16 protein-coding genes and 1 pseudogene are annotated in these 18,342 nt (G+C 43.2%); 5 read left to right on the top strand and 12 right to left on the bottom strand.

Annotation, left to right across the window (positions count from 1 at the left end):
- Positions 1 to 76: 76 nt before the first annotated feature.
- Complete coding sequence (locus tag EP181_RS05915; protein ID WP_127470830.1) at positions 77 to 655, top strand: PhnA domain-containing protein; 579 nt, start codon at positions 77 to 79, stop codon at positions 653 to 655.
- 32 nt (positions 656 to 687) lie between these two features.
- On the opposite strand, the gene EP181_RS05910 is transcribed toward EP181_RS05915, so the two are convergent.
- The 6 genes from EP181_RS05910 to EP181_RS05885 all read right to left on the bottom strand — a co-directional run bounded on the left by EP181_RS05910 (position 688) and on the right by EP181_RS05885 (position 8,820).
- Positions 688 to 1,140 (bottom strand): host attachment protein, encoded by a 453-nt coding sequence (locus EP181_RS05910; protein ID WP_172959708.1) that lies wholly within the window; start codon positions 1,138 to 1,140, stop codon positions 688 to 690.
- Between the two features lie 485 nt (positions 1,141 to 1,625).
- Positions 1,626 to 3,062: an SEL1-like repeat protein gene (locus EP181_RS05905; protein ID WP_127470828.1), complete on the bottom strand. Its 1,437-nt coding sequence runs from the start codon at positions 3,060 to 3,062 to the stop codon at positions 1,626 to 1,628.
- Between the two features lie 64 nt (positions 3,063 to 3,126).
- Positions 3,127 to 3,666 (bottom strand): YaeQ family protein, encoded by a 540-nt coding sequence (locus EP181_RS05900; protein WP_127470827.1) that lies wholly within the window; start codon positions 3,664 to 3,666, stop codon positions 3,127 to 3,129.
- Between the two features lie 338 nt (positions 3,667 to 4,004).
- Positions 4,005 to 4,922: a DUF697 domain-containing protein gene (locus EP181_RS05895; RefSeq protein ID WP_127470826.1), complete on the bottom strand. Its 918-nt coding sequence runs from the start codon at positions 4,920 to 4,922 to the stop codon at positions 4,005 to 4,007.
- Positions 4,919 to 6,304: a YcjX family protein gene (locus tag EP181_RS05890; protein WP_127470825.1), complete on the bottom strand. Its 1,386-nt coding sequence runs from the start codon at positions 6,302 to 6,304 to the stop codon at positions 4,919 to 4,921. The genes EP181_RS05895 and EP181_RS05890 overlap by 4 nt, the downstream gene beginning before the upstream one ends.
- 272 nt (positions 6,305 to 6,576) lie before the next feature.
- A complete protein-coding gene (locus EP181_RS05885) occupies positions 6,577 to 8,820 on the bottom strand; it encodes an NADP-dependent isocitrate dehydrogenase (protein WP_127470824.1) in 2,244 nt (747 codons plus the stop codon).
- Positions 8,821 to 8,997: 177 nt separating this feature from the next.
- Here EP181_RS05885 and EP181_RS05880 point away from each other — a divergent pair, with 177 nt between their 5' ends.
- The 3 genes from EP181_RS05880 to hflD all read left to right on the top strand — a co-directional run bounded on the left by EP181_RS05880 (position 8,998) and on the right by hflD (position 11,665).
- On the top strand, positions 8,998 to 9,555 hold the full coding sequence (locus EP181_RS05880) for a pseudouridine synthase (protein ID WP_127470823.1): 558 nt from the start codon (positions 8,998 to 9,000) through the stop codon (positions 9,553 to 9,555).
- A gap of 160 nt (positions 9,556 to 9,715) precedes the next feature.
- A complete protein-coding gene (gene mnmA, locus EP181_RS05875) occupies positions 9,716 to 10,894 on the top strand; it encodes a tRNA 2-thiouridine(34) synthase MnmA (RefSeq protein ID WP_127470822.1) in 1,179 nt (392 codons plus the stop codon).
- Positions 10,895 to 10,951: 57 nt separating this feature from the next.
- Positions 10,952 to 11,665: a high frequency lysogenization protein HflD gene (gene hflD, locus EP181_RS05870; protein WP_127470821.1), complete on the top strand. Its 714-nt coding sequence runs from the start codon at positions 10,952 to 10,954 to the stop codon at positions 11,663 to 11,665.
- Positions 11,666 to 11,774: 109 nt separating this feature from the next.
- Here hflD and EP181_RS12360 read toward each other — a convergent pair whose 3' ends face one another.
- Both EP181_RS12360 and EP181_RS05865 read right to left on the bottom strand, forming a co-directional pair.
- Positions 11,775 to 12,320, bottom strand: a complete 546-nt coding sequence (locus tag EP181_RS12360; protein WP_232023343.1) for a peptidyl-prolyl isomerase family protein — start codon at positions 12,318 to 12,320, stop codon at positions 11,775 to 11,777.
- A 17-nt stretch (positions 12,321 to 12,337) separates the two neighbouring features.
- Complete coding sequence (locus EP181_RS05865) at positions 12,338 to 13,678, bottom strand: SurA N-terminal domain-containing protein (RefSeq protein WP_232023342.1); 1,341 nt, start codon at positions 13,676 to 13,678, stop codon at positions 12,338 to 12,340.
- 220 nt (positions 13,679 to 13,898) lie between these two features.
- Here EP181_RS05865 and EP181_RS05860 point away from each other — a divergent pair, with 220 nt between their 5' ends.
- Complete coding sequence (locus tag EP181_RS05860) at positions 13,899 to 14,252, top strand: response regulator (RefSeq protein WP_127470820.1); 354 nt, start codon at positions 13,899 to 13,901, stop codon at positions 14,250 to 14,252.
- 90 nt (positions 14,253 to 14,342) lie between these two features.
- Here the strand turns inward: EP181_RS05860 and EP181_RS05855 are convergent, their stop codons facing one another.
- The 4 genes and pseudogenes from EP181_RS05855 to hflC all read right to left on the bottom strand — a co-directional run bounded on the left by EP181_RS05855 (position 14,343) and on the right by hflC (position 18,266).
- The gene (locus tag EP181_RS05855; protein WP_127470819.1) at positions 14,343 to 15,662 is read right to left on the bottom strand and encodes an adenylosuccinate synthase; all 1,320 of its coding nucleotides are present in this window, start codon (positions 15,660 to 15,662) and stop codon (positions 14,343 to 14,345) included.
- Positions 15,663 to 15,867: 205 nt separating this feature from the next.
- Entirely contained in the window at positions 15,868 to 17,055 is a 1,188-nt protein-coding gene (locus EP181_RS05850; RefSeq protein ID WP_127470818.1) for an ATP phosphoribosyltransferase regulatory subunit, read from the bottom strand.
- 110 nt (positions 17,056 to 17,165) lie between these two features.
- Positions 17,166 to 17,353 (bottom strand): annotated as a pseudogene (locus tag EP181_RS05845) (DUF2065 domain-containing protein).
- A gap of 52 nt (positions 17,354 to 17,405) precedes the next feature.
- On the bottom strand, positions 17,406 to 18,266 hold the full coding sequence (hflC, locus tag EP181_RS05840; RefSeq protein WP_127470817.1) for a protease modulator HflC: 861 nt from the start codon (positions 18,264 to 18,266) through the stop codon (positions 17,406 to 17,408).
- Between the last annotated feature and the right edge of the window lie 76 nt (positions 18,267 to 18,342).

Genomic DNA, 18,342 nt, shown 5'->3' with positions numbered 1-18,342 from the left:
CAGGTAAGTTTTTTCGCAATTTTTTCTCGTACCCCACTCGTGCAAAGCTCTCATAGAACCTTAAAAAGGACAATCAATGAGTAATCAAATATTAGACACTTTATTGGCACGCAGCCAAAACAGTTGTGAATTATGCAACAGTGAACACAACCTAAGCGCTTTTGCCGTTACACCAAGCGATGAATCGGCTGACCAATCTATTGTGGTGTGCAATACTTGTTTAAGCCAAATCAATCAAACAGCCCCCATCGATGAAAATCACTGGCGTTGTCTAAACGACAGTATGTGGAGCACGGTTCCTGCTGTACAAGTGGTTGCTTACAGAATGCTAAAAACCCTTAATACTGGATGGTCGCAAGACCTGTTAGACATGCTTTATTTGGACGACGACACCAAAGCGTGGGCCGAAGCTGGTTTAACACAAACCCTCACAGACGATGACACGCAACCCACCAAAGACAGTAATGGTACTACGTTATCTGAAGGCGACAACGTCACTATTATTAAAGATTTGGAGGTCAAAGGTGCGGGGTTTACTGCAAAACGTGGGACCATGGTGCGAGGGATTCATTTAACAGACAATCCATTGCATATTGAAGGCAAAGTAAACGGCACTCAAATTGTATTGGTCGCCGCGTATCTTAAAAAAGCCTAACCCATAACCGAGCACTTTAGTGTTTAGATGTGCTATTTTCCTAACGCCAACGGCAAATGTGCACGAATATTCTGCACAGAATCCGTTACTAGGTTTTTATCCACACTCAATACCACCTGTTTTTGAAGCTGTTCACCAAACAACTGACGCAACTGCCCCAAAAATTCTGGGGCAGACACCACATACAACAAACCAAACTGATTTTGATTTAAAGCATCGTGCAAATAATGAGCGATTTGGTTAGCAAAATAGATATTTTCTTGTTCTTTAGGTGAAATGATTTCGTCAAAAACATGCCCTCCACCCAACGGTGTGCGATTGCGCCCCGACACATCGGTGTCCAAGTCTCGCTCATGCAGGCGTGCTTCTGAGTGCGAGAAATCGGCTATTTCATGCCAAGGCGCGGTTGAATCCTGAGTTTTAAAAACACGCGCTTGTGCGCTATTGGCCACTAAAATCCAAATGGGTTTGCTTTCTGTATTCATGGTTGACATCCTTACGTTTAGGCTGAATTTGACACAATTGCGGGTTTGATAAATTCATTACGCATTGCAACGGTCTAATTTTACCCAGCGTAGGCAAATGCCTTAATCGTTCAAAATAAGATTAAAAAGAATAGTGGCTGTTTTTAAACAAAACTTAATAAGCATCAAGCATCAAGCATCAAGCATCAAGCATCAAGCATCAAGCATTGAGCATCAAGCATTGAGCATCAAGCATTGAGCATCAAGCATTGAGCATCAAGCATTGAGCAGGGCCTGGTTAATCCAGTTTAAGAATGTAACGACTTCACTGCGTTAAAGACTAAAGTTGGTTGTTATGGGTTTGTTATGGGTTTGTTATGGGTTTGTTATGGGTTTGTTATGGGTTTGTTATGGGTTTGTTATGGGTTTGTTATGGGTTGTTATGGGTTTGTTATGGGTTGTTATGGGTTTGTTATGGGTTGTTATAGAGTCGTTATAAGGCGAATTTAAATTGGATTGCCCAATACATCGGTTAACGCATCTCTCCCAGTGATGCTTGGCAAGTCTCGCTCACCTAAATCCGTCGCGTTATTATTTTGATTGGTTTGGCTGTCATGCTGACGTGATAACGCTTGGGCTTGCTCAACTTGTTTAAGCGTCATTTTTTGTTCCGCTTGCTCGCGGTGCGCTTGTGCGGGTTTAAACCCTTGTGCGGCAGACAAATTAAACCAGTGATAGGCTTTAACCCAGCTCTGCTCAACGCCTTCTCCCAGTGCATAACGCACTCCCAATTGATCTTGAGCCTGAGGATAACCGGCCTTGGCCGCTGTTCTAAACCAATCTACGGCCTTAGATAAATCAGGTGCTACCCCTAAACCACGTAAATAAGCCGCCGCCAATTCGTATTGTGCACGCACGTGTTGTTGTTGAGCGGCTAGGTTAAACCAATGCGCTGCTTGAACCGCATCAGACTTTATCCCTTTGCCCGTGGCGTAGAGCACGCCCAAATTGTATTGCGCTTGTGCATCGCCCAGCTTTGCAGCTTGCTCATACCAAGCAAAGGCCGTTTGGGCATTCTTAACCACCCCTAGCCCATGCTCGTGCATCCAGGCCACGCTGTTTTGCGCGCCTAAATGACCTTGTTTAGCGGCTTCATCGTACCAATAAAACGCTTTTTTAAGGTCTTTTGACACGCCTAACCCTAGATGAAACAATTGCCCAAGGTTATGTTGTGCATCGGGTTCAGCTTGCGCGGCGGCTTGATTAAACCAATGCACTGCCTTTGCTAAATCGGCTTTAACCCCAAGACCACTTTTAAACATTAACCCTAATTTATTTTGCGCACCTGCATGCCCAGACATAGCGGCTTTGTTGTACCAGTACAATGCTTTGGCATCACTTTGAGGTGCATTTTGACCCGTTTGATACATTTTAGCTAAATTAAACTGCACCGCTGCATCGCCTTGTTCGGCGGTTTGACTGTACCAATACAGTGCTTGTTCAGTGTTTTTTTCAACCCCAATACCTTGCCCATACATCACGCCCAAATTAAATTGCGCGGCGGCATTGCCTTGTTTAGCGGCCGCGATATTGAGTTCTAACGCTTTTTGATAATCTTTGGGAACCCCATTGCCCTCAAAATAACGAAATGCCAAGGCTACTTGCGCCCCTACATCACCCTGATTTGCCGCTTGAGTTTGCCAAAAAACCGCCTGCGCAATGTCCACGTTTACACCCTGGCCATTGGCGTACATTAAGCTCATCATATTTTGCGCCACCACATCGCCAGCTTTGGCCAAAGGTTTAAAGCCAGCCATCGCGCTGGTGTAATCACGTTTTTCGTAAGCACTAAAAGCCGCGTCAAAGCCATCGGCACGGGCTACTGAAAAAACAGCGCTTAACAACACCATGCATAATGAGGTAATTAGTCGTTTTTTAATCACAAAATTTTTCCTATTTAAGACCTTTGCACGGCTTAAAAACACACCAGGCCTGGTCAATTAAACATTATTGAGGTATCTGCAATACGTTCCAATGCACTTCGCAGTCACCCTGGGCGGTGGCAAAGTAAGCCGACTCACCCGTTAATGTCACTGAAAAATCCATGGTACGTTCCACCATTTTGGCTAAATCTTGAGCCTGTCCCCACGGAACTTGCAATACATTTACCTTTAACAACGCAAGTTTGCTGCGCGACTGCTCCCACCAAACATCTGACTTACTGTTAAAACTGTATACAAACACCTGTTTGGCGTTGTAACTTGCCTTTTTAAGGCGATCAACCGCTGGCTCGCCTACGTCAATCCACACATCAATTTGATCGTCTAAACTGCGCGCCCAAATTGCTGGATCGTCGTTTTCATTTAAACCTTTAGTAAAGGTTAAAAACTCAGCTTGATGAATGCAAAACGCTAACACACGCACCATCATACGCTCTAAGTTTTCTGAAGGATGCTGGGCAATGGTCAAGGCTACATCGTCAAATCGATTACGATTTAAGTCAGAAACCGCAATTTTAAATTTATATATAGTGGGTTTAAGTGCCACAGAGAACCGCCTTTTAGACTAAAGAAGCGGCGATTGTACAGTGCCAGGATAAAATTGATAAGCAAATCTTAATAGACTGATCTTAAAGAGCACCGCTGTTAACGCCAAGTTGAATTAAGAACGACTTAGCCAAGTTATTTGATTCTGAGTTGACGGCCTAAATTTGAACAAATTGCCATTGCCTTTATCAATTTGTAGTGAATAAAGAGGTTTTAGAGAGGCTCTAAGTAGGTTTAATGCTTTAACCAGGCCTGGTAATACAATGGGTTAACTCATCTAAACTACGTTAAACAGTGCGGTAATTTAAACTTTAAGCTTTAAGTTCACGCGTTAACCATTTACAGTTTTACCTCTCTATTAGGCCCTTCTAATTGACGAATTAACGCTTTGCCAAGCCGAATGTTTAACGCACTGGCCGCGACGGCTTGTGCTGAATTTTCGATAAACTTAGCGGCTAGACTGCTGCCTATTTGATTAGCAATTTCATCGCTTATAACGTCTAACACGCCTTGCGCGGCTAGATTTTCGAGCGTAATTCGCAACAACTTAACGCCGCCGACTTTGCCAGGACGTAAACCATACACCTGAGCTATGCGTCTAAGTGTGCGCACACTCACCCATAAAATTAAGGTAGTTTGAATCAAGCTATTTGGGCTTACAAAGGCCAAACCACCGCTTAATAACGACTCTTTTTTTAACACCGCTTGAGCTTTAGCATGAATAAGCCCGTGCACTTTTTGCTCGTATAAACTCAACAGTTCGGCATTGCTGTGGTGTGGCTTTAAACTGCTAAAAAACTGGTGATAACAGTCTTGCGCAAACCGGCTACCGGCTTGCTGTTTAGCATGCTTTTGCAAAGTTTTTAGGGTAAAGGCACGGTCGTCTTTACTGGCCAAGTCAACTATGTGCGTTTGCACCTGTAAAAATGGCTCAATCGAACGATAGCCCTGCACCTCACGGTTAATAAACAAGCCTGCAACCACCAAAAAGGCCAACAATAAGCCGGCTAGCACAGTGCTAATAATGGGCGACTCAGCAAACAGCGTTTGCAAAAACAAAACGGCGTCCAACACCGCAAACGCAATAATAGATGTAAGACCCAGCCCCAATGCCCACCAACCCCATGATGAGCCAGCCATTGTGTTGCGCTCTTCATCGGACTTTAAACTGGGCAATGGATTCGGTAAGCCCATCTCGGGAGCGCGCTGATTAAGTTTAGTTTGAGTCACTTTAGAGCGATAGTGCGCATCGTTCATGATTTATCCTTAATTATGTATTCAAACAAGCGGTCTAAACCTTGTGCGTTAAGCATGCGAGCCAAATAGTCTTTTGGAACTTTAACCGGTAAGTACGGGTAATTTTCATGTTCAAGCATCTGTTTTAGCCCGCTGGGAAGCGGTTCAAACTGCGCTTCAATGTAGTCGTCATATTGATTCGTGTAACGCAAACTCTCGGGGGTTTTTCCGGGGTCGGTGGTTTGCATGGCCGACACCAGAAAATGCTCAAAATCAACTTCATCGGCCTTAAATTGCGCGCGCGCGCCAGCAGTGACTTCGTGCAATAACGCCATTAAATTGGCTTGCTGAGACAACGGTATTAAATCAATTTTAGTGGCTACAAACGCCACTTTGGCCACCCGCGTTTTACGCAACACTTTTTGGCGTAACCAGTGATTTGAGCCGTATACAAAGGTAGCGGCTAAATTGCTAATAGCTTCTTTAAGTTGCAAAACATGCTGCTTGCTGTGGTTTAAGCCTTCAAACAGGTCAATTAAGATAATTTGTTTGTCGGTGGTTTTAAACGTGGTTTCTTTAAGAGGTTTTAACCAGGCCTGGTTAAACAGGTTGTAATGCGCACTAAACAATCGCGTCCACGGATGTTGCGGGTCGCTGCTGATGTTGGTGGGCAGTGGCGCAAACCCATAAGTGCCCCAATCAAATTGCGTACTAGGCAACAGTAAGCTACCCGGTTGCAACAGCGAAATGCCACCGGCTTTAGCGGTTTGTAAATAGCCACGATACTCATTTACCCAGCGTGCTACCGTTGCGTTATCGGGGGTAGAATCAAAATTAAAATCATCCGCAAAAGCATGCCAGTCGTTGGCGTAAAACTTTTGGGGAGCGCTCATTTGTTGAGCCCATGCCGAATCGGACCATTGGGTAAAGGTTTTATTTAGCATGGGCAAATCAGTAAGCCATTCGCCGGGGTAGTCATAAAACTCAAACACCACTTTTTTATGCGGCATTAGCTGTTTTTTTATAAAGTGGGTTTGCTTAAGCCAAATAACCAGTTGAAAACCGTACACTTCATCGGTGGCACGCGGCCATTGCTGTGCGTCTAATGCATCTAAGTGTGTTGTTAACGGAAACGGCGTGTGACCCATAATAGGCAGCAATTCCATTTTATCAATCAGCTCCACCGGCAAGCTTTTTAACAATGGCAAACTGTCGTAAAGATGATCGGCTCGATACTGCAAGGCACCCATAAGGCTGGTAAAAAGCATTGATTTACCACTGCGACTTAAGCCGGTTATGGCAATTTTATGCACCTCTTGGCTAACCCATTGTTCGAGTTGCTCTGAACCTTTATGTACTAACGACTCCAACGCATGACTGGCTCGTGAAAAAATAGAGGTCATGTTGCTCCTTAGTTAATGAGACCTTTGCACGAGTGAGGTGCGAGGAAAAAATGGCTAAAATTTGCCTGATTTTTGTTGAAAACCTTGCGAATAGCCAGCTATTCACTGCGTTTTCCGCCTCAATCAGGCAAATTTTATCTCATTTTTTCCTCGCACCTCACTCGTGCAAAGGTCTCTTAATGTTTGTTTTTGTATGCCTTGATAAAAAATCCCTTTGACCAGGCCTGGTCAAAGGGCTTTTGTTATTAACAACTTATTTTAAACGCTTTGGGTTACTCATTTAGACCTTGCAGCGCCGCATTAAAAGTAGCACTTGGGCGCATGATTGCGTTTAGTTTAGTCACATCGGGTTGGTAATACCCTCCCAAATCGACCGCCTGACCCGCACCTTGTGATAACTCGGCCACAATGCTGGCTTCATTTTCAGCTAGGGTTTTAGCCAAGGGCATAAAGCGTTGTTGCAGTTCAAGGTCTTGGGTTTGTTGAGCCAATTCTTGCGCCCAGTATAAGGTCAAATAAAAATGACTGCCGCGATTGTCTAGCTCACCCACTTTACGCGAAGGCGATTTATCCTGTTCTAAAAATGTGCCCGTTGCACGGTCTAGGGTCGCCGCCAGAACATGCGCTTGATTATTATTAAGGGTGGTGCCCAAATGCTCCAGCGACACGGCCAATGCTAAAAACTCACCCAGCGAATCCCAACGTAAATGGTTGTCGCTAATAAATTGTTGCACATGTTTGGGTGCAGAGCCTCCCGCACCTGTTTCAAACAAGCCACCGCCATTCATAAGCGGCACAATCGACAACATTTTTGCCGAGGTACCCAGCTCTAAAATAGGAAACAAATCGGTTAAATAATCGCGCAATACATTTCCTGTGACCGAAATCACATCTTTTCCCTTTCTAATATGGCGCAAAGTAAAGCGAGTGGCTTTTTTAGGCGACATAATGTGAATTTCTAATCCCGTTAAATCGTAATTTAATAAATAGTTATTGACCTTAATAATTAACTCGTGGTCGTGGGCGCGTTTTGGATCTAGCCAAAACACAGTAGGCAAACCCGTGGCTCGCGCACGATTAACGGCCAACTTAACCCAGTCTTGAATGGGCGCGTCTTTGGCCTGGCACATGCGAAAAATATCGCCCGTATCAACCGTTTGCTCTAATAAAACGGCACCGTGTTGATTCACCACACGCACGACACCTGGCGCACTCATCTGAAACGTTTTATCGTGCGAGCCGTATTCTTCGGCTTGTTGAGCCATTAACCCCACATTGGGCACGGTTCCCATGGTGGTTGGGTCAAATGCACCGTGGCGTTTGCAAAAGCGTATAGTTTGCTTATAAACTCCGGCGTAAGCGCGGTCTGGAATTACCGCCATAGTGTCTTGCAACTGTCCTGCGGCGTTCCACATTTTTCCAGAAGTACGAATCATCGCCGGCATTGACGCATCCACGATCACATCGCTGGGCACATGCAAATTGGTAATGCCCTTGTCGGAATCAACCATAGCCACATCGGCTTGAAGCGCTAAGATATGCTCTATATCGGCTTTAATTTGTGTTTGTAATACCGAAGGCAAACTGGCAATTTTAGCCAATACATCCCCTAAACCGTGGTTGGGGTTTACCCCTAGCGTTGCAAAGGTTTCGCGGTATTTTTCAAATAATTCTTCAAAAAAGACCTCAACCGCTTGGCCAAAAATTATGGGGTCAGACACTTTCATCATAGTGGCTTTTAAATGCAGCGAAAACAAAACTCCTTGGGCTTTAGCATCGGCCATCGCCGCACTTAAAAATGTACGCAAGGCTTTTTGACGCATTACGGCAACATCAATCACCTCTCCGGCCAGCAAGGGCGCGGCGGTTTTTAGTGTGGTACGCTCACCATCAAGACCTTCAAACTCAATAGTAAACTGACAGGCCTGGTCAAGTGTCATTGATTTTTCAGAGCCGTAAAAATCTCCGCTTTTCATGTGCGCCACATGCGATTTAGAATCGGCTTGCCATTTACCCATTGAATGAGGGTGTTTTTTGGCGTAGTTTTTTACCGATAAGGGCGCACGACGATCGGAATTGCCTTCACGCAACACTGGATTTACCGCACTGCCCAACACTCTAGAATAGCGCGCTTTTATGGATTTTTCTTGCTCTGTTTGCGGGTTGGCAGGGTAATCAGGGACTGCAAAGCCATGCGCCTGTAATTCGCTAATGGCGGCCACCAATTGCGGAACCGATGCACTGATGTTAGGCAACTTAATAATATTAGCCTGCGGCAGAATCGCCAAATGCCCCAACTCATTCAAATCATCGGCTATACGCTGCTGAGGCGTTAGAATGTCCGAAAAATTGGCCAAAATTCGTCCAGCTAACGAAATATCCCGTGTTTCAACCTGCACATGCGCCGCTTGAGTAAACGCCTTTACAATCGGCAATAATGAATACGTTGCTAGTGCTGGTGCTTCGTCGGTAAGCGTGTAAATAATTTTGGCTGGGTTTTTAGTGTGTGTAGGCATAAACGTTCCTTAGATCAAAGCAAAATACAGGAATAAACGCAAAAACCACCGAGCAAAGGTCTCTTTTAAAACTTAAGCGTACAGCCGGCTCGGCGTTAAAGGCTAAAATTTGTTAGAATACGAGCTATTTTAACCGACCAACCACAAAAGTCGACCACAAAAGTGCCTGTACCCTCTATGAGTTCTGTTCTTTTATTTAACAAACCGTTTAATGTTTTATGCCAATTTACCGATGAGCCTGAGTTTGCAGGCCAACGTCAAACCTTAGCCGACTACATTCAACTCCCCAATTTTTACGCCGCAGGACGTTTAGACCGCGATTCGGAAGGCCTTTTACTGCTGACCGACGACGGCCAATTACAGCATCAGATTGCTAACCCGGCCAATAAACTCTCTAAAACCTATTTGGTTCAGGTCGAAGGCATTCTAAATTCAGCGGCGCTTAAACAGCTTCAAGCCGGTGTGCTACTCAAAGACGGTCTAACTCGCCCCGCCAAAGCCAAAGTAGTACCTCAACCCGACTGGCTATGGCCGCGAAACCCGCCCGTTCGAGAGCGTAAATTGATTCCTACCACGTGGTTAGAACTCACTATTACCGAGGGTAAAAATCGCCAAGTCCGACGTATGACGGCCGCAGTAGGATGCGCAACGTTACGTTTAATTCGTCTAAAAATTGGCGATTGGAGTCTAGAGGGCTTACAACCAGGTCAAAGCGTATTACGCTCTATTGCTTAACATTACACACCATATTTTGCTTAACATTACACACCATATTTTGCTTAACATTACACACCATATTTTGCTTTACAGACCAGTGTTAATCAACTGTTTGCCAACGCCAGGCTCTGTTAAAATGTGGGTCTTAAAAATTAATTAAAACGCGAACCCTAAGCTTATGAGCGATTCCATTCAATCTCCTTTTTTATTTAACCCAATCAATCAGCGTATCAAAGTCATTGTGGGCTTATCGGGCGGTGTTGACTCGTCGGTGACCGCATGGTTGCTTAAAGAGCAAGGCTATCAAGTCGAAGGCTTGTTTATGAAAAACTGGGAAGGCGACGACACCGAAGACTTTTGTCCGGCGGCCGAAGATTTAAAAGACGTCTTAGCCATTGCCGAAAAGTTGGACATTCCGGTGCACATCGAGAATTTCTCGGGCGAATATTGGGACAATGTATTTGCCCACTTTTTGCAAGAATATCAAGTAGGAAGAACACCCAATCCAGATATTTTGTGCAATAAAGAAGTTAAGTTTAAAGCCTTTTTACAGCACGCAATGACTTTGGGAGCGGACTACATTGCCACGGGGCATTACGCACGCATCAGCACAGACGCTAATGGAAAGTTTCATTTACTTAAAGGTTTAGACGCCAATAAAGACCAAAGTTATTTTTTGTACACCTTACAGCAAGCGCAATTGCAAAAAACGCTTTTTCCTATTGGTGAACTAGAAAAACCAATGGTAAGACACTTAGCAGAACAAGCAGGCCTGGTCACACACAATAAAAAAGACAGTACAGGCATCTGTTTTATTGGAGAGCGTAAATTTAAAGACTTTTTACAACGCTTTCTGCCCGCACAACCGGGGGACATTGTCGACGACAAAGGACACATTATTGGTCGCCATGAAGGTTTAATGTATCACACTCTGGGCCAACGAAAAGGCCTAGGCGTAGGCGGTGGTCACGGTGAAGACAATGCACCTTGGTTTGCAGCCGACAAAGATTTAGCGCTTAATAGATTAATTGCCGTACAAGGCAAACAGCATCCACTGCTGCAACATGCGGTGCTGACTGCCGATACGTTAGATTGGGTGGCTGGTCACTGCCCAGCACTCAACACGCCACTTAAAGCTAAAATACGTTATCGTCAAGAAGAGCAACCTTGTCAAATTATATATGCCCAAAATGACAAAATTGTAGTGCAGTTTGATCAACCGCAAACAGCCATAGCGCCAGGACAATCGGTGGTATTTTACCAAGCCGATGACTGCTTAGGAGGCGGAATTATTGAGCAACGTTTTCATACTCTTGCCGAAGTTAACCTTGATTTAACTGCCCAAAACGCACCGTAATCACAATCTTTAAAAGACGTTTTAAAGATTTTTAAAATAATTAATTGGACACACCTTATGGCAGACTTTACCCAACAAGATAAAACACTGGCTTTAGTAGGCCTTTATCAGGCCGCTCAATTGGTCTTCGAATTGGCCACCACGGGCAAAACGGATGAGTTGGCTTATAAAACCTGTATTCAATCGCTCTTTGTCGAAAACCCGCAGAGCACTTTGGATGTATTTGGGGGTGACATTGCCAATTTACAGGTAGGCGTAAACACTCTATTGGCGCAAATGAGCTCTGACATGGCAATGCAAAATCGTAATATCGAAATTACGCGTTACGTTTTAACCTTAATTATTTTACAAAAAAAGTTATCACAGTTAGGCACACCGTTTGAAAAAATTGCTGGCATATTAAGCACCGCTAAAACGCAACAAGTGCATTTTAGCGAACTGCACGAAAACGTCATCGCCAGCATTGCGCGCGCTTATACCGAAAACGTTAGCAACATTAAGCCCAGAATTATGGTTAATGGTCAACATGGCCATCTACAAAACCCCAACACCGCCAATAAAATTCGCGCGCTGCTTTTGGCTGGCATTCGTGCATCTCTGCTTTGGAGTCAAGTGGGTGGAACGCGTTGGGGATTGATTTTATCACGCAAAAAATATCTTCAATCGGCTCAAGCATTGTATCGACCCCCTGCCACGAAACTTACTCAACCAACTGACACCAATAGCGACAACAATCAGTCTGAACCACCCAGTTATTTTAGACCCGATTAAAATCTCAAAACAAAAAAGCCCCTAACAACCAGGCGTTGTTGTTAGGGGCTTTTTTGTTTACAGCCAATTAAGAGGCGGTGACGATTTAAAACCGTTAAGTAAAACAGCTTTACTTAAGGGTTAAATACTCTGGCTTTTTAACCACTTCAGCATTTGCCAACAACGAATTTAATCGCACATCAAGTTCAGCTCCGCTGATCAAGTCAGCATAAGCTGTTAATAATGGCGTTTTCTGTTCTTCTGTAATAGCGTCTGTTTTAATACCTTTTAACTGAATCAACAGAGTATCACCGGTGTTTAATTGAAGCGAACGCCAAGTTGGTTGACCATTAACCGGCTTAGACGCTTTAAAAATATCCGCCGTTAATTGTGGTAATAGTTTTTGCGTATCTCGCCCTACCCAGCCCACTACACTCCACTCAATCCCTTCTTTTGCAAGAGTTTCTGGTGCTTCACCTTTAGTAACTTTTTCAAATAAAGTGCTGGCCAAACGCGCGGCTTCATCAATCGCTGCTTGACGTACCAATTGTTCTTTAATAACAGTGGCCACTTCTTCTAAAGTTTTTTGTTTACTTGGGAAATGTTCATTTAAACGTATAAAAACCGAACGGTTTGGAGAAAGTTCAATGGAAGTGCTGTTTTGACGAGATTTCAAAACCTCATCCGAAAACGCTAAATTAGCCACTTTTGTATTAGACAACACATCACCGGGGCCACCCTCCCGGCCAAATTTTCAGAAGTTATAACGCTTAAACCTACTGCTTGTGCAGCTGGTTCAAGACTGTCGGGTTGCTCGTAAGCCAATACATTAAGCTTTTCTAGCATTTCAAAATACTGCTTTTCGGCTTGTTGCATTTGATACTGAGCAGTAACATCGACTTTAATGTCGGCTAATGCTTGTACTTTAGGGGGTTCAATCGCCATCAACTTAATTAAATGATAGCCAAATTCAGTTTGTACAGGTTCACTGACTTGATTAACGTCCATCGAAAAAACAGCTTCATCAAATGCAGGTACCATCATGCCTTGCTCAAACGAACCTAAATCCCCTCCTAAACTGGCCGAGCCAGGGTCTTTTGAATAAGTTTGCGCTAACGTTTCAAACGAATCACCGGCTTTTAATTTAGCTTGAACCTCGGCAAGCACCACAGATGCGGCGGCTTCAGATTCAGGGTTATTCGCGTCGACGGCAATCAAAATATGCTTAGCTTGACGCTTTTCTGGTTGAGTAAAAGCCGACTGGTTTTCATTATAATAGTTTGTAATGATTTCATCACTGACCGCGACCGACTCAGCGATAGTGGCTTGTGACAATTCAATGTAGTCAATCGCAACTTTTTCGGCTTCAACATACAGTGCTTTTTGCGCTTCATAATGCTGTGCAATTTGCTCATCTGTTACTTGAACAGTTGTTAAAAATGGACGTTGATCTACGCGTAAATAACTAACATCACGTTGTTGGCCTTGCAAGTTGGCTAGTTGGTTAAGCTCAAATGCGGTGGTAAAGTTTGAACCATTGGTCAGCTCACGGTACTGTGCTTCTAACAAGTATTGACGCTGCTCATATTCAAACCGAGCCACATTTAAACCATTACGCATTAAGATTTCTTCGTAGACCTTGTCTGAAAACGTGCCATCTTGATGAAATACTTCAGCACCATGAATCGTGGCGGCCAATTGCTGATCGCTAATCGTCATATTACTGTCGCGTGACCACTGACGTATTACCTCAGACTCAATTAACGCATCCAAAACCTGATTACGCAATTCTTCGTCTTTAACCACTTGATCATATAAGTCGCCAAACTGCTCTTGCAAACGAACTTTTTGTCGATTGTACAGAGTTAAAAAGCTCGTGGCCGTGATGTCCTCACCATTGACTTCTGCGACGGTAACCAGCTTATCGCCGCGGGCGTACTGATCAATCCCAAATAGGGCAAACGTTAAAATAATCAGACCGACAATAACCCAAGCTATCCAGCCTTGAGCATGATCTCGAATGGTTTGTAACATGGTAAATCCTTTGTGGGCATAGCATTAAAAAATAGTCGATATGATACCAATCTGCTGAGCAGGTTTCATCTTATTTGCATTCTATTTATTGGTTAACAAGTATTTTAAAGACGAATTAAGCAAACATTACCAGGCCTGGTGAATTTAGTTGGCTAAAAATAACTTTTGTTCGGCATAAATCCACTAATATACGTATTTACAAGAAAAAAAGTGGCTCATAATGAAAAAAATACTTTATGTTGATGATGCACGCTCAATGCGCAAACTGGTCGAGCTTGTCTTAAGCAAACACTACGATGTAACTACCGCTGAGAACGGTCAAGAGGGATTAAACGCAATTTTAAAAGAGAATTTTGATGTCGTTATTTCGGACGTTAATATGCCGGTTATGACGGGGTTGGAGTTTTTAGGTCATCTTAGACAGCAAGCTCAGTACAAATTTGTACCGGTATTAATGCTCACAACCGAGGCCAGCGATGAGTTAAAAGAACAAGGCAAACAACTCGGTGCGACTGGTTGGATTGTAAAACCTTTTGATCCTGAAAAATTAATTAAGATATTAGAGCGCTTTTAAATCAAGCGTTACAATCACGCCGCATACAAAAAAACCCAAGTGGATCAGCCTCTAATCTACTTGGGTTTTTAATTTAAGCCTTAAACAACCTTATGCAAATGGATCATTTAACACAAGGGTTTCAGCACGATCAGGCCCTGTGGATAAAATTGATACTGAAACACCCACTTCTTTTTCTAAAAAGCGAATATAGTTTTGTGCAGCTTCTGGTAAGTCATCCCATGAAGCCGTTCCAACCGTTGAGGTATTCCAACCTGGCATAGTTATAAAATTAGGCAAACAAGTTTCGTATTCATCTGCACTGCTCGGTGGCAATAACAATGTGTTGCCATTCTGAGAATATGACACACAAATCTTAATTTCTTCTAGCGTGTCCATTACATCAAGTTTGGTTAAACACATGCCGCTTAAACCGTTAATTTGTGCAGAACGACGCAGTGCGACTGCATCAAACCAACCGCAACGACGTTGACGACCGGTAGTAGCACCAAATTCACGGCCACGAGTGCCTAAAATTTTTCCAACTTCGTCCCCTACGTCACTGGCACAGTCGTACACAAGTTCTGTTGGAAAAGGCCCGCCGCCAACACGTGTGGCGTAAGCCTTAGTAATCCCCAGCACATAATCTAACTGCGTCGGGCCAATTCCCGCACCCGATGCCGCGCCACCTGCCGTGGTATTAGACGATGTTACATAAGGATATGTTCCTTGATCAATGTCTAAAAGAGTACCTTGCGCCCCTTCAAACATTAAGTTTTTGCCATCACGATTATAAAGATCAATCAAGTTGGGAATGTCTGCGAGCATAGGCACGACAAGTGCACTGTAACGCTGACATTTTTCCCACAAATCGTCAAAAGAAACGGGCTCTGCTTGGTAATAATGTTCAATCATGTAGTTATGATAAGCTAGTGTTTCGGCTAATTTGACTTTAAAGCTGTCCATATTTCGTAAGTCGCCAGCACGCAAACCGCGTCGTGCTACCTTATCTTCGTAAGCTGGGCCAATTCCTCTGCCCGTTGTGCCGATAGGCTTATTACCGCGAGCCACTTCACGAGCAACATCTAAAGCAACGTGATAGTCTAAAATTAGAGGACAAGCATCACTTATTTTTAAACGACTTTTAACTTTTAGGCCAGTTGACTCAAGCTGAGTAACTTCTTTTTCCAAAGCGTCTGGGGCTAACACAACACCATTGCCAATAAAGCATTCAACATGTTCACGTAAAATACCCGACGGAATTAAATGCAATACAGTTTTTTTACCATCAATAACCAAAGTGTGTCCCGCATTGTGACCACCTTGAAATCGTACCACCGCGGCCACGCGGTCGGTTAGTAAATCAACAATCTTACCTTTGCCTTCATCACCCCACTGGGTACCCACCACTACAATATTTCGTTTTGTCATAAAACTGCTTCTTAACAACTTAGAGAGAGCTTTGCATGAGCCGATTGCTGTTTTAAAAGGGTTAAAATTTCGCTGTTTATTTGTAAACAAACCAAAATACACTGTTTGGTTTTTGTGTCACAAAGCGTGCAATTTTCCACATTTTTAACGCAATTCAAGCATGCACAAAAGCCTCTTGAAATTTAAAACAAGATTAAAACAGTTCTTAAACCGTTTCAACCATCCACTGACCTGAAACTTCTACTAATCGAAAACTACCTGGGTTAAGTGCCGCTAAATCATACGACTTAACAACCTGATAACCTTGTTCCTTGAGCTCGTTAACCTTACTTTTTAAGGATTGACTTGTCGAGGTATCGGTAACTAAAGGCATATAAACAGTGCCCTTTGAGGTAGATATTAACGGTGCAAGCAAATCTAATGCAATCCGTAAGTCTAAACTAAAACCTGTGGCTGGCAAAGCCAAGCCAAACTCAGAACCAATATTGTCATAACGCCCACCTTTTGCCAGTGGTTGCAGTTTTCCAGCGGTGGTATAACATGCAAAAATAATTCCAGTGTGATATTGGTAACCACGAATATCAGCAAGATCAAGATGAATAGGCAGTGAATAATGAGCTTCTACATAATCCATTACACCTTGAATATTTTCTAATGCTTGATCCAAGATTGTTGATAAACCAAGCAAAATACTTTTACTGAGAACCAATACACTTTTTGCATCACCACACAGCATGGGTAAATGATTAAATGCCGACTTAACTGCTTCAGGTAAGTTTACTTGAGTTAAAAAAACAGCGTATTCGGGTATCGCTTTTCTTTCAAGAATAGCAATTAACTCACTTGACTGTGCCGCGTCTAAACCCGCTAAAGAAATTAACTCATCCACCACAGCAACATGCCCAAGACTCATCTTAATGTCTTGTAGGTTTAGAGAGTGCATGCTCTCAAGCATTAATTCAATGATTTCAATGTCACTTTCCACGCCTGCGTGACCAAATAATTCGGCGCCTACTTGAATTGGACTACGCGAACCTTTGGCTTTGTTATTACGTGTTTTAAGAACTTCACCCACATAACACAAACGTGAAATAATGTCTTTTGACTTAAGGCGGTTACTAACAATACGCGCTACTTGTGGGGTCATATCGGCACGAACGCCCATCATTCTGCCACTTTCTTGATCGGTAAAACGACACGTATCAATGGCTGTGTGTCTGGCGGTACCTGTCAACAATGAATCTGTAAATTCTGCCAATGGAGGTAAAACCAAATCGTAACCAGATGATTGAAAACCATCCATTAATTTGCGTCGATAATATTCTAATTTTTGCGCTTGCGGCGGTAAGAGATCCTCTAAACCTTCCGGCGTAAACCATGTGGATTGTTGCATTATAAAAACTTCTTTTTGTATTGAAACCCTTGCATAAGCAATGCCTATGTCAAACGTTTGTATTACTCTAAAATAAATTTGCGCAGATATTGTAAATCAATTTAGCCGTCTTAACTAAAAAATAGCAGCAAGGTCATACCCACAGTTATTGCGAATAGACCCATTAATCTAAGTTGCTTTTCGGTCAAAATAACCGCCTCAAGCATCAATTTTCGCCAAAATTTGGAAAAACAAACGGTAAAAGTCCTTCCAAAATAAAGACTAACGCAATTGCAACAATTAAGGCATTCTCTATCATGCTTCCATAAAAAAGGTGGGTTAACCCCACCTTTTCTCATATAAATTACAGCTTATTGTTCTGCAGACTTATTAAAGTATTTAAAGAAGTCTGACTTTGGATCAACCAACATTACATCTGACTTTTCATTAAACGCGGCTTGATATGCATTCATGCTGTGGTAAAAATTATAAAACTCAGCGTCTTTGCTGTAAGCCAGAGCGTAAATCTCTGCTGAAGTCGCGTCGCCTTTACCGCGTAAAATTTCAGCCTCGCTGTATGCATCGGCCAATATAACTACCCTTTGACGGTCAGCATCGGCACGAATTTTCTCAGCGGCCTCTGCGCCTTTAGAGCGTAGATCTTTAGCAACACGGTTACGCTCTGCTTCCATACGACGATAGACAGACTCACTAATGTCCTTGGCTAAATCAATACGTTTGATACGTACGTCATCAATTTGAATACCAAAAGACTTAGCGGCCTCGGCTGTGCTGTTGCGAATGCGATTGGCAATCTCAACACGCTCACCCGAAATAACTTCATTTACCGTGCGGTTACCAAATTCAGCACGCAAACCATCTTTCACAATTTGCGACAAACGCAATCCAGCAAGACGATTATCACCGTTCATAGTGGTATAAAATAATGCCACATCTTTGATACGCCATTTAACAAACGAATCCACTTCTAAGTTTTTCTTTTCACTGGTTAAATAACGTTCGGTTTGTGCATCTAAAGTTTGTAAACGTGCATCAAATGTACGCACATTGTTTATAAAAGGAACTTTTAAATGTAGGCCTGGTTCTACATCAGCTTTGACAATCTCACCTAGACGCAATACAACACCGGTTTCCCATTGATTAATAACGTAAACCGAGCTGCTGCCAATAAATAAAATAGCCGCCACTAAAATTGAAAATACAGATTTCATTAACGTAGCTCCCTATTTTTTAAGTAATCTCTGATATTGGTTCTTTGCCCGCCATTTGCATCAGTCGATGCGCCTG

The sequence above is a fragment of the Thiomicrorhabdus aquaedulcis genome, assembly GCF_004001325.1.
GTDB lineage: Bacteria > Pseudomonadota > Gammaproteobacteria > Thiomicrospirales > Thiomicrospiraceae > Thiomicrorhabdus > Thiomicrorhabdus aquaedulcis.
The sequence above is the reverse complement of the archived record's forward strand: the minus strand, read 5'-3'. Positions and strand labels throughout refer to the sequence as shown.